Origin of the sequence: Psychrobacter sp. NG27, from assembly GCF_016106655.1 — a bacterium.
Lineage (GTDB): Bacteria > Pseudomonadota > Gammaproteobacteria > Pseudomonadales > Moraxellaceae > Psychrobacter.
The window spans coordinates 196,323-209,261 of the sequence record NZ_JADGIN010000002.1 but is presented as its reverse complement, the minus strand read 5'-3'; the positions used below and the strand labels follow the sequence as shown (position 1 = coordinate 209,261).

At 40.1% G+C, this 12,939-nt stretch carries 8 protein-coding genes; all 8 read right to left on the bottom strand.

Translation table 11 applies throughout. From position 1 onward, the window contains the following. Positions 1 to 46: 46 nt before the first annotated feature. Positions 47 to 1,429, bottom strand: coding sequence for a bifunctional cytidylyltransferase/SDR family oxidoreductase (locus IP485_RS04305; protein WP_198326182.1), 1,383 nt, complete (start codon positions 1,427 to 1,429; stop codon positions 47 to 49). 18 nt (positions 1,430 to 1,447) lie between these two features. Further along, positions 1,448 to 2,497 (bottom strand): hypothetical protein, encoded by a 1,050-nt coding sequence (locus tag IP485_RS04300; protein WP_198326181.1) that lies wholly within the window; start codon positions 2,495 to 2,497, stop codon positions 1,448 to 1,450. Next, positions 2,490 to 3,767: a hypothetical protein gene (locus IP485_RS04295; protein WP_198326180.1), complete on the bottom strand. Its 1,278-nt coding sequence runs from the start codon at positions 3,765 to 3,767 to the stop codon at positions 2,490 to 2,492. The genes IP485_RS04300 and IP485_RS04295 overlap by 8 nt, the downstream gene beginning before the upstream one ends. A gap of 301 nt (positions 3,768 to 4,068) precedes the next feature. Continuing rightward, positions 4,069 to 4,944 carry a succinate--CoA ligase subunit alpha gene (gene sucD, locus IP485_RS04290; protein ID WP_110922029.1) on the bottom strand — a complete coding sequence of 292 codons (876 nt, stop codon included), beginning with the start codon at positions 4,942 to 4,944 and terminating at the stop codon, positions 4,069 to 4,071. 148 nt (positions 4,945 to 5,092) lie between these two features. Then, positions 5,093 to 6,259, bottom strand: coding sequence for an ADP-forming succinate--CoA ligase subunit beta (gene sucC, locus IP485_RS04285; RefSeq protein ID WP_194363427.1), 1,167 nt, complete (start codon positions 6,257 to 6,259; stop codon positions 5,093 to 5,095). A gap of 141 nt (positions 6,260 to 6,400) precedes the next feature. Beyond that, on the bottom strand, positions 6,401 to 7,855 hold the full coding sequence (gene lpdA, locus IP485_RS04280) for a dihydrolipoyl dehydrogenase (RefSeq protein ID WP_198326179.1): 1,455 nt from the start codon (positions 7,853 to 7,855) through the stop codon (positions 6,401 to 6,403). Positions 7,856 to 8,076: 221 nt separating this feature from the next. Then, entirely contained in the window at positions 8,077 to 9,309 is a 1,233-nt protein-coding gene (gene odhB, locus IP485_RS04275) for a 2-oxoglutarate dehydrogenase complex dihydrolipoyllysine-residue succinyltransferase (RefSeq protein ID WP_198326178.1), read from the bottom strand. A gap of 156 nt (positions 9,310 to 9,465) precedes the next feature. Continuing rightward, positions 9,466 to 12,345 carry a 2-oxoglutarate dehydrogenase E1 component gene (locus tag IP485_RS04270; protein ID WP_198326177.1) on the bottom strand — a complete coding sequence of 960 codons (2,880 nt, stop codon included), beginning with the start codon at positions 12,343 to 12,345 and terminating at the stop codon, positions 9,466 to 9,468. Between the last annotated feature and the right edge of the window lie 594 nt (positions 12,346 to 12,939).

Genomic DNA, 12,939 nt, shown 5'->3' with positions numbered 1-12,939 from the left:
CTATTTATCAATTATATAATTATTTCAACATCATATTTATAAAATACTATCTACCATCTTTACGCACATCAATGACAATACCTGTTTTTTGAGAAAACAATGCTTTCAAGCTAATTCTAGCCACATGTTCAGCGTCTAATAAGAGTTCAGATGGTTCAACTCCAAAATTGGTAGTCCTCATAGGTGTAGCCGTACGTTCTGGATTGATACAATTAATTTTGATCCCATCACTTACCCACTCTTCAGCCAGTGCTTGCGTAAAATTCACAATAGCAGCATTAGTAGATGAATATAGAGCATAGAAAGCACGTCCCCTCGTATAGGAGCTAGAAGTGAAGTTCAGCAGCATACCTCTACTTTTCTTCAAATAAGGCTTACTGGCTATGGCAATATTGACAGCACCTACATAATTGATATTGATTAGAGATGAGATCTCTTCTAATTCAAGTAAATCGATAGGTTTTTTTATGAGAAGACCTGCAGTATTGACGATATAATCAATTTTGCCGTGTTCTGCATCAACGGATTCTAGAAAGCCTTTTACGCCTTCTAAATCAGTAATATCTATCCCATTATGGCTTCGACTAGCAACTTCAACCTTAGCACCGTTCAAGAGTGCCAGATTGTTAATCTCAAGTCCTATTCCAGAAGTTCCACCAAATATAACTATGACTTTACCAAGTAAAAAATCTAAATTGTCATTAGAAATGAAGGCATTCTCATTTCCTGCTTGTAAGAATTTTTCTGCAATAAATAAATCCATAGGATAGGTAACTTTTATATTGCGATCATCACCTGCAACAGTGGCTACTCTAGTATGGGGTAACATAGCTCGGATAACACCACAATCACAGGTAAACTGTTTTCTGCCCTTTTCTATAGCTAGCTTATATGCTTCTTGAATGCTACCTAGCTTAAAGCCTTGAGGTGTTTGGCCACGACGCATCATTGAGCGATTAGGTATATTCGATATACATCCATCATCATATACTTCTACTAAGGTATCTGCAGATGGTATAACAACATCAATTGCATCAAAATTATCTAGTGTTTCAATACAGTCTTTTATAATCTGCTGGGTAACTAGTGGCCTTACAGCATCGTGAAATAATATTTTACAATCAGCTTTATTTTTTTCGAGAGCAGTTAATGCAGAGTAGGTAGAATCAAATCGCTCATCACCACCACTGATAACTCTGGATACTTTTTTCCATTTGTTATTTTTTACAAGATCTAGAGTTCTTTCTATATGTGCAGCTTCTGCAACTATCAATATCTCATCAATGTATTCACTTTGTTCAAAAACATCGATGGTATATTCTATCACTGCCTTACCAGCTAATTTTGTGAACTGCTTGGGCAAAGCTCCTCCAAAACGAGAACCTGAACCACCTGACAAAACTACTGCTATATTTTTATTTAAAGTCATACTTTCCTCACAATTTTCTTAATTTGTACTTAGATTTTGCAAATTCTTTGTAAACTCATCATTTTCTATATAAGAAATACCTATCCAGTACTCAGAAAAATCTTTTTGCCTACGGTATAAATTTTCATATTTGCTAAAAATACTTTGCAATTCTTCCTTTTTTGAGAATTTTGCAATATCATCAAATGATATATATTTATTTTCAAACGTTGCTTCCAAATTTATACCATCAGGTGTATACATACATATTAGTGTGTTTTCTGCTAAAAACTCTTGTTGGTAGTTATTAATATCACAAATAAGGTAGTCGACATCTAACAAAACATCTTTATTAAAACTATCATAGACATGACAATTTATCTCATTAATCAATACAAACTCATCTAATTGAGCTTTTAAATTCTTGAATAATACATTTTTATTATCTAGAGATTGTTCTAATACAATTTTTATATTATAGCCTGTAGGGAAATTACCGACTAACTGAGTCAAAATATTACTATTCGAATATATGTTTTTTTGGCTTGATATTAATAGTAATACTGTTTTTTGATTTTTTTTATCGACTGGATCTTGTATTTTCCTAAATTGTGGCTTACCAATTTTTCTAATGGTTAAGTCTTCGATGTTTATTTTCGATTTTAGTTTATCAACTGAAGATTGAGACGAAAGCCAAAGCTCATCATAAGCTCTTAAAACTTTAGTCACTTGTGCATCTCTATCCGAATTTTCGCTACCTAAAAAAATGTGCTTATACTTATTAAATCGTAATACGTGAATATTATTCGAAGGATTTGACATAAAAAATATAGCTTTTAAATCTATAAGCTTAGTTAATGTAGCTTCTACATCTAGTGCTGACTTTGCAAAAAGTATATTTACCAAACGATATTCTCTTTGCACAAGTCTTAATAACTCTGCATTCCTCACTAATATACTAAATTTAACTTGAGCCTTTATGAATTCTGGAACCCAATATTTCAGGTGATTTAGGCCATTCTTTCCATCACCAGTCAATAAAATAAATTCTGAGCTATCAGTTTTTTCAGAGTAACTATCATTATGCATTATTAACACCTAATTCCTGTAGTTTTTTAACGAAGCTATTATTCATTGTCTCTTCAACACTTATGATGTACTCAGCTGCAATTTTTCTTTTATTAAACAAAAAATCATTGCCATCTAATATTACGGTAACCATCAGCTCCAAAAGCTGTGGTACTGACGAAAAAATATAGCAATATTCAGAATAAGGCATGTTGCTCTTAGATAAATTAAAATCTTTATCCCTAGGGATATATAGAAAAATTGGTGCATTAGCTGCTAAACACTCAGATACTACAGCAGATATATCACAGATAAATATATTTGAGCTCTGGATATGATGTAAAAGACTATCTGATTTGCTTATGACAGTAGTAAAATTAGTTGCTCCTAGTTTCCCTTCATGTTTCAGATCTAAAATATCTTTCTCTAAATTATTGAATTGCAAGTCTCTTCTACCAGTGAAAGGGTGCAGTTTAATCGACGTACTAATATTAGTTATGTTAGAAATCTCTGCTAAGACATTAGTTACTATAGATAGAGACGAGTAGTCCTGTTCTTTATAAGCACCTTCCCATGTTGGAAGATATAGCAATCTATAACACCCGTCAAAACGGTCTTCCCAGTACACTTCAGAGGAGTGAATAGTATCAATCAACGTAGGACGGCCGACCTTAACTTGTTTTAAACCATTTAATTTAAATCCTGCATTTTTGAATCTGTCTATATGTGCTTGACCTGCCGTCCAGTTTTCATCATAAGCTCTAAAGTACTTATGAGCACTTGCACTCTTGTCACTATCACCATGCCCAATAAATATATGTGTAGAATCTACATGGTACAATAAATGTGAGTTATTGCCCGTATTAGACATATAAAAACATGCTTCTATAGAAGCGACACTTTCAAACAATATATCGATATCTTCTTTGTTCTTTGCTAAAGCAATCGTTGCTTCTGGATACTCACTAAGAATATCATCATATGCTTCAACATAACGAGTAACTATAATGAAACTAAAGCCTGATTGACGGAAATACTCATACCAAATTTTTACATGAGATAGTGAAAACTGCTTTTCACCAGTATGTAATATGAAGTATTTTGAAAATAAATTTATTTCTGTATTGATCAGTAGACTTGGCTTAACACTTGGCTTAACACTTGGCTTGTTTTCTGTAATAGAAACATTTAGTATTTCTTGAGATTTATTTATCAACTGTTGCTTACGCTTTTTTATTGAATCTGAAAAAAAAAGTGTAGGATTATTGATTAGCTTAGTTAGTTTACTCATGCATCTATTCCATTATTTTCTTAATTTATATTTGGAGTTAATATTAGTAGTACATACACTTAGAGACTAAAAAGCAGATATGAAGGAAATTCTCAGAAATTGTACTGACTCAGCCTAAGATTTGATATACATCTTCATAAATAATTCCTTCGAAATATAAGTAGAACTGCTTCCATTACAACAATTTAAGCTTACATATCTAACTAATAATTTCTACAAACAAAAAGACACCCCATTGTAGGGGTGTCTTTACTCTTTTTCAATGTAGTTTTAGTAGTTACCTAATAGACTTATGTTTATACTACCAACCAGTAACTTCTTTTAGCTTCTCACCAAGCTTAGACGGGTCACGTGTATACGCGATACCAGCATCTTCAAACGCTTTGAATTTCTCTTCAGCAGTACCTTGACCACCAGAGATGATAGCGCCAGCATGGCCCATACGCTTGCCTTCTGGAGCGGTAACACCAGCGATATAACCAACAACTGGCTTAGTCACATGGTCTTTGATATAAGCAGCAGCTTCTTCTTCAGCAGTACCACCGATCTCACCGATTAGGATGATAGCTTCAGTTTGTGGATCTGCTTCGAACAATTTCAATGCGTCAATCTGGTTCATACCAGGGATAGGATCACCACCGATACCGATACAAGTTGACTGACCAAAACCAAGCTTAGTTGTCTGAGCTACGGCTTCATAAGTCAATGTACCAGAGCGTGAGATAATGCCCACTTTACCTGGCTGATGGATATGGCCTGGCATGATGCCGATTTTGCACTGACCCGGAGTGATAACACCTGGGCAGTTAGGACCAACTAGACGCACATCGCCCGCTTCTTCAAGATAGCGTTTGGCTTTTAGCATATCGATAGTCGGTACGCCTTCCGTGATCACTACGATCAATTTAACGCCAGCATCGATTGCTTCGACGATAGAATCTAGTACGAATGGTGCAGGTACGTAGATAACAGAAGCATCCGCTTGAGTCGCTTCCATGGCTTCTGCCATCGTGTTGAATACTGGTAGGCCTAGATGCGTTTGACCACCTTTACCTGGTGTTACGCCGCCGACTACTTTAGTACCGTATTCGATCGCTTGCTCAGAGTGGAACGTACCATTTTTACCAGTGAAACCTTGTACCAATACTTTGGTATCTTTATCGATTAATACACTCATTATTTATTCCTTGTATTCGGTTGTCTTGTAATAGCGACTCTTAGTACCATTTTATTCAATGTTAATGGTCAATTTTTATATAAGAGTCACTATCACGCGTTGACTACTATGCTTTGGTATTTATTGCTAAATACAAATCATTAAAGACTTAGGCTTTAACCGCATCAACAATTTTCTGAGCGGCATCTGCTAGGCCTTGAGCTGTAGTCAGCTTAAGACCAGACTCTTCTAGAATTTGTAAGCCTTTTTCAGCATTATTACCTTCTAGACGTACAACCACAGGTACTTGTACATCGACTTCTTTAACAGCAGCGATAATGGCTTCTGCAATCATGTCACAACGTACGATACCACCGAAGATGTTGATTAGAACACCTTCGACGCTGCTGTCTTCAAGAATGATCTTGAATGCTTCAACAACGCGATCTTTAGTGGCACCGCCGCCAACGTCCAAGAAGTTAGCAGGCTTGCCGCCATACAATTTGATGATGTCCATCGTTGCCATTGCAAGACCAGCACCGTTAACCATACAACCGATGTTACCTTCTAGGGCAACGTAGTTTAGATCAAACTCAGCAGCTTTAAGCTCACGCTCGTTTTCTTGAGTTTTATCTTGTAATGCTGCAATTTTAGGCAGACGATATAATGCGTTTGAATCGATACCGATTTTGCCATCAACACAAACGATTTCGCCATTTTCACGAACCGCTAATGGGTTGATTTCCATTAGTGCAAAGTCGTTTTCAACAAATGCTTTATAAGCGCCAGTCATCAATTTAACGAACTGATTGATTTGCTTACCTTCTAGGCCAAGTTTGAACGCAACATCACGCGCTTGGAAAGGCATTAGACCAACTAAAGGATCAACATGTACTTTAAAGATTTTTTCTGGGGTGCTGTGTGCAACTTCTTCGATATCCACGCCACCTTCGGTAGATGCCATGAAAGTCACGCGACGAGTCGCACGGTCAACCACTGCGCCAAGATATAGCTCAGTTTGTACTGGATACATATCTTCTGCAACCAACACGAAGTTAACTGGCTGACCATCAGCATCAGTTTGGAACGTTACTAGGTTAGTACCGATCAGCTCTTCAGCAACTTGCTTAGCTTCTTCACGAGTTTTAACTAGCTTAACGCCACCCGCTTTACCACGGCCACCAGCATGTACTTGCGCTTTAATTACCGCAATGTCAGTTGGGGTTTTATCAAAAGCAGCAGCAGCTTCGTCGCCATTATAGGCAATGATGCCTTCTTGAATTGGCAAACCGTAGCTTTTTAATAGCTCTTTTGCTTGATACTCATGTAAATTCATTGATTGTATCCTTTATTTTTTACAATTAATAAAAAGTGAAATCAAGTGCGCGGCAACTTACGTCTAACGCACTCATGACTGTGGGTATCGCCACAATAGCGATACCACAATCAGGTTGTAAATCGATAATAATAGAACTCGTTATTTCTTACGCTTTTTACGCTGGATAGCATGAATAGCACGGCCATCAGCAGATAAGGCTGCTTCATGCACCGCTTCTGAAATCGTTGGATGAGCAAATGTCATCAACTGTAAATCTTCGATACTAGAGACAAACTCCATCGCGATCATACCTTGATGGACGATATCACCAGCCCCAGCAGCGATAGCATGCATACCTAACAAGCGATCTGTTTTAGCATCAGCAACTACTTTAACAGAGCCTTCCGCTTCGCTTTGAGCCAATGCACGACCGTTAGCCGCTAGATTGAACGAACCAGTTTTAACTTCGTAGCCTGCAGCTTCAGCTTCTTGCTCAGTCAGACCTACCCATGCAATTTCTGGGTGAGTATAAATGACATTGATGATAGTGTCATAGTTTACTTGAGGTTTTTCGCCATGAATACGCTCGACAGCCATCATGCCCTCTTCCATTGCTTTATGCGCAAGCATAGGACCGCGTACTAGATCACCGATAGCATAAACGCCATCAAGATTGGTTTTGCACTGATCGTTAACGTCAATAAGACCACGTTCAGTCAACGTGATACCACTGTCATCACCAAGCAATTTCTCAGAATATGCACGGCGGCCAACACAAACGATTAGCTTATCAAAGCTCTCTTCAGATGACTCGCCCTTGCTTTCGCTAGTAACGACGACTTGATCGCCTTTGACTTCAGCATTGGTCACTTTGGTATCGACACGGATATCAAGACCTTGCTTCTTCAGCATTTTACCGGCTTCTTTTGCGATATCTTTGTCAGCAGCAGCTAGGAAACTAGGAAGCGCTTCATACACAACTACTTCTGCACCTAAACGACGCCATACTGAACCAAGCTCAAGACCGATAACACCAGCACCGATCACGCCCAAACGCTTAGGGACTTCAGTGAGATCAAGTGCGCCAGTAGAGTCAACGATACGATCGCCGTCAGTTTTGGCTACAGGAATATCGATAGGTACAGAACCTGCTGCAAGAATCACGTTTTTAGCAGTGATGGTGGTTTCACTTTCATCTGCAAGCGCAGTAAATTTGATTTGCTTGTCAGTACCTTTACCATCAACTAAAGTACCCCAGCCTTGTAGCCAATCAACGCCGTTGCCTTTTAATAGTGCAGCAACACCGCCTGTCAACTGCTTAACGATGCCTTCTTTACGAGCAATCATTTTCTCGATATCGATGGCTACATCGCTAGTGCTGATACCATGCTCAGCAAGATCGTGCTTGGTCGCTTCGTAGCGATGTGAGCTATCAAGCAATGCTTTTGATGGGATACAACCAACGTTCAAGCAAGTACCACCAAGCGCTGGCTCACCTTTATAAACACGTTTTTCGATACAAGCAACGCTCATACCTAACTGACCTGCACGGATAGCGGCTTCATAACCACCAGGACCGCCGCCGATGACGACTAAATCATAATTGTCTTTCATAGTACGTTCCTATTTTTAATTATCATTCTAATTGTAAATATCATTTAACTGAGGATTATCTCGTTAATAAATAAACAATGTTTTTACTCAGTATGCTTCTGCTTAATGGTCAATACACCATGTCAGCGAAACGTTCTTATTTATTAACAAACAACTAATACCATTGTCTAGACTAAAGTTAAAAAGCTTGTATCAGCGGTTGCCAATACAAGCTTAGAAGCTTACAGGTCTAGGAGTAACATGGCTGGATCTTCAACCAATTCTTTGATGGTTACTAAGAACTGTACTGCTTCTTTACCATCAATCATACGATGGTCATAAGATAACGCTAAGTACATCATTGGTAAGATTTCAACTTTACCATCGACTGCCATTGGGCGGTCGTTGATAGCATGCATACCTAGGATAGCAGTTTGTGGTGGGTTCAAAATAGGTGTTGACATCAATGAACCAAATACACCACCGTTTGAGATAGTAAAAGTACCACCAGTCATGTCATTTAGACCAAGCTTACCTTTTTGGGCAAGGCCACCAAGCTCACGAATACGGCTTTCTACATCAGCCATGCTCATGCGATCGGTATCACGTAATACTGGTACCACTAGACCACGGTCTGAAGATACAGCAACACCGATATCATAATAACCATGATAAACGATATCATCACCATCTAGTGACGCATTAACTGCTGGGAAGCGTTTGAGTGCTTCTGTTGCTGCTTTTACGAACAATGACATAAAGCCCAAACGTACGCCATGACGTTTTTCGAACTGGTCTTTATACTTAGCACGCATGTCCATCAACGGCTTCATATTCACTTCGTTGAATGTAGTCAACATCGCAGTATCTTGTGACGCTGACAATAGACGATTTGCAACTGTTTTACGTAGACGCGTCATTGGCACACGTTTTTCAGTACGCTCACCCGTTGATTCAGCAACTGGACGACCGCTGTCAGATTTGATGCTGCTGTCTGATTTTAGTGTTGGGTTAGCCATGTCAGTTTTGGTCACACGACCGCCACGACCACTACCTTCAACTTCTTTAGGATCAACGCCAGACTCTTTTGCTGCTTTACGCACTGCTGGGCTTTGATCTTTATGATCAGCTTCGTCTTTTTTGTCTGTTACTTGTACTGGCTCGCCGCCGTCTGCTGCTTGGTTTTCTTGTGCTGGTGCAGCTGACTGCTCTGCTGCAGCTGGTGCGTCGCCTGCAGTTGCGCCCGCTTCAAACTGTGCGATTAGCTCGTCAGACAAAACAGTATCATCTACTTGCTTGACGATTTTAGTCAATACACCGTTATCAGGTGCCACAACTTCTAATACTACTTTATCAGTTTCGATTTCAGCTAGTAGGTCATCACGATTGACTTGTTGACCTTCAGTGACGTGCCATTCAACGATTGTGCCATCGGCAACCGATTCTGGAAAAACGGGGGCTTTGATGTCAGCCATCGATATACTCCTTAGATTTGGATATTCATACTTATTGTTAAGTCGTGATAGGCAGCCAGTATCAATTTAACGTATGTCGATTAGAGCATATTAAAAAGTACTGACTGTTATCGCCTGATTCATTTATTTTCTATAATCTTTCGGTCAAACAGCCTATTACTTAGCCAACTCGTCAACACTGATACCGAGGCCACCAGCAATTAGTGCTTGCTGCTGCTGAGTATGCAGTTTGGGTGAGCCCGTTGCAGGTGCAGCACTGGCAGGGCGTGCCACTGGTTCCATGACTTTCGCCTTGGTTGGATGTGGTACGACAATACGGAACATACTCGGTGCCAAATAGTACCAAGCGCCTTGATTCAATGGCTCTTCTTGCGTCCATACGATCTCTGTTAGATTGCTGTATTTCTCAATCTCTTCAACCAGACGCTTCTCAGGAAGCGGATACAGCTGCTCAATACGAACGATAGCAACGTGATCAAGTCCCAATGCACGGCGTTGTTCTAACAGATCATAATAAACCTTGCCACCACATAGCACCATACGAGTCACGCTGTCTGCATTGTGATCATCTAGCTCTGGCAATACTGTCTCGAACTTACCATTAGCAAGCTCTTTTAATTGAGACGTTGCCAATTTATGACGTAACAAGCTCTTTGGCGACATAACAATCAATGGCTTACGGATTGGACGTACTGCTTGGCGACGTAGTGCATGATATATTTGCGCTGGCGTCGTTGGCGTAATAACTTGCATATTGTCTTCAGCACACAGCTGTAAGAAACGCTCAAGACGAGCTGATGAATGCTCAGGACCTTGACCTTCAAAGCCATGTGGCAACAGCATAGTCAAACCACAAACACGCTGCCATTTGGTTTCGCCACTTGAGATAAACTGATCAATAACAACCTGAGCACCGTTGACGAAATCGCCAAACTGGGCTTCCCAAACGACCAATGCATTTGGTACTGTCGTTGCATAGCCATACTCAAATGCCAATACTGCTTCTTCTGATAGCAATGAGTTATAGGTTGCAAAGCGCGCTTGGGTTTCACTCATGTGAGCCAGTGGCACATACATGCTGCCGTCATTCACATTGTAAATTTCACTGTGACGATGTGAGAAAGTACCACGGCCAACATCTTCACCAGTGATACGTACTAGGACGTCATCGTTATCGACTAATGAGGCATAAGCCAATGTTTCAGCCGCACCCCAGTTAAGTGGCTCTTCGCCAGTCTGCATGGCTAGACGCTGCTCGACTAATTTTTGAACTTGGCGCTGTAGTTTGTAACCCTCTGGCATCTCAGCCATACGGCGTCCATAACCTTTAAGTTTTTCGATATCAACACTGGTGTCCCACTCATCAACCAATTCATGGCCGAGATATGGTGTCCAATCTACAAATAATTGCTCGTTAGGTTCTTGAACCAAAGAGCTGACAACATAATCACCACGATCTAAAGACTCGCGATAATCATCTTCATACTGCTTTTCTTTGTCCGCAGTCAAGATACCTTCTGCAATGAGTTTCTGTGCATAAAGCGTGCGAGTCGTTGGCAATTGCTTAATAACAGCATACATCAATGGCTGAGTTGCTGAAGGCTCATCAGCCTCGTTATGGCCGTTACGACGATAACAGAACAAATCAATGATGATATCTTTGTCAAATTGATGACGGTAGTCCAATGCCAATTGAGCCGCAAAGACTACTGACTCAGGGTCATCGCCATTCACGTGCAAGATAGGTGCATGTACCATCTTGGCAACGTCAGTACAATATTCGGTTGAACGAACATCTTCTTGACGGCTGGTGGTAAAACCAACTTGGTTATTGATAACGATATGTACAGTACCACCAGTGGTATAAGCACGGGTTTGTGACATCTGGAAGGTTTCTTGAACCACGCCCTGACCAGCAAAAGCGGCATCACCATGGATGACGATTGGCAATACTGAGTTACCACCTGTGTTATCCAATAGTGGTTGATCGTTGCGACGTACTTGGCGGGCACGTACTGACCCTTGTAGTACTGGTGCGACAATCTCAAGATGCGATGGGTTAAATGCCAATGCTAGATGCGCCTCACCGCCCGGTGTCATCACATTAGATGAAAAACCGTTGTGGTATTTTACATCGCCTGAGCCTTTTTCTGGCTGTACTTTGCCATCGAACTCGTCAAACAAGTCCGCTGGGTTTTTACCCAATATGTTGACCAACAAGTTAAGGCGGCCACGGTGAGCCATGCCAATGACCATCTCTTTAGTGCCATAACCGCCTGCACGTTGGATGATTTCATTGATCGCAGGAATGAAACTTTCGCCCCCTTCCAAACCGAAACGCTTAACACCTGTGTATTTACGCGCTAGATACTTTTCTAAACCTTCAGCCGCCGTCAGACGCTCAAGAATAGACAGACGCTTTTCTTCGTCAAATTTGATGTAACCTAAGTTGGTTTCTACATACTCTTCCATCCAGCGTTTTTCGGTGCTGGTGGTCACGTGCATGTATTCGATACCGATATGACGGCAATAGACACGCTCCATAATTTCAATGATTTCATGCAATGGCGCTTCATCTTTGCCAATGACCAAATCATTGGTAGGAAATACAGTATCAAGGTCAGCTTCTGAAAGGTTGTGATAGGCGAGTGTTAGATCTTCCACTTCTGCACGTGGATGTAAATCTAAAGGGTCTAGCTTGGCACGGCGGTGACCACGGCGGCGGTATGCTGAGATAAGCTGCTGCACACCCATTTGCTTGGGATCGCCATTATCTGACTTGCTGCCTGACTCAGCGCTCTCGCTGCTGCTCTTATTCGCAGTCTGATTGCGTGCTAAGAGTAAAAACTGATCTTTGATAGCATTGTGCTGAGCATCGTTTTGCGATTTATACTGCGCAAAGTACGTCTGCCACTCTTCATCAACACTACTCGGGTCAGTTAGGTACTGCTCATAAAGAGCTTCTATATAGTTGGCGTTGTCTGCGGCCAGCTCAGTATGCCCTGAGCCTGCTTTTTCTTTGGTTATACTATTCATAATAATCGTCTATTTGATAGATAAATGAATGGAATCGTGCTTATGATTGTGTCAATCGTCATATATTAGATGTTTGGACAATTTGTCATATCTCATCTAACACTGGTCGATAAAACACTTTTACCCTCAAGTATTGCCACTACTCTAAACCGATGTCATTGTCTAAATAAGCAAGTGATGCTACATAGTGATGACAACGCCTATTGCAATACCTATATCAAAAATAAAATTATTTGTGAACGTACAGTTTTCTGATCTGTCTCGATTCACAACATTAATTTATATATACTTCTTTTAGTCATAACCAATTTATTAATAACCGTCTATCAATAAACTGTCGAATTATTTGGCTGGCCTATTAAACTGGCTTTTTTGCCAAAGCGTTCCTGAGATGACGATACATCAAGTCTTACCAGACAAACATACACTGCTGTATAGAATAACATGTTTGTTTTTTATCACATAGTTTGTTTGCTCAATAATAGTTATTTACATAATGAATAACTATTATCAATCCTAGATGTATCATTATAGTATTCAAAATAAACATCAAACTTATACAAACACATTTTATCAATCATCTGCTTAAACTTG

What these genes read in the sequence shown, in the direction of transcription:
- sucD (WP_110922029.1), bottom strand. Translation starts at nt 4,944, where the DNA reads ATGAGTGTATTAATCGATAAAGATACCAAAGTATTGGTACAAGGTTTC.
- IP485_RS04305 (WP_198326182.1), bottom strand. Translation starts at nt 1,429, where the DNA reads ATGACTTTAAATAAAAATATAGCAGTAGTTTTGTCAGGTGGTTCAGGT.
- IP485_RS04300 (WP_198326181.1), bottom strand. Translation starts at nt 2,497, where the DNA reads ATGCATAATGATAGTTACTCTGAAAAAACTGATAGCTCAGAATTTATT.
- IP485_RS04270 (WP_198326177.1), bottom strand. Translation starts at nt 12,345, where the DNA reads ATGAATAGTATAACCAAAGAAAAAGCAGGCTCAGGGCATACTGAGCTG.
- odhB (WP_198326178.1), bottom strand. Translation starts at nt 9,309, where the DNA reads ATGGCTGACATCAAAGCCCCCGTTTTTCCAGAATCGGTTGCCGATGGC.
- IP485_RS04295 (WP_198326180.1), bottom strand. Translation starts at nt 3,767, where the DNA reads ATGAGTAAACTAACTAAGCTAATCAATAATCCTACACTTTTTTTTTCA.
- sucC (WP_194363427.1), bottom strand. Translation starts at nt 6,259, where the DNA reads ATGAATTTACATGAGTATCAAGCAAAAGAGCTATTAAAAAGCTACGGT.
- lpdA (WP_198326179.1), bottom strand. Translation starts at nt 7,855, where the DNA reads ATGAAAGACAATTATGATTTAGTCGTCATCGGCGGCGGTCCTGGTGGT.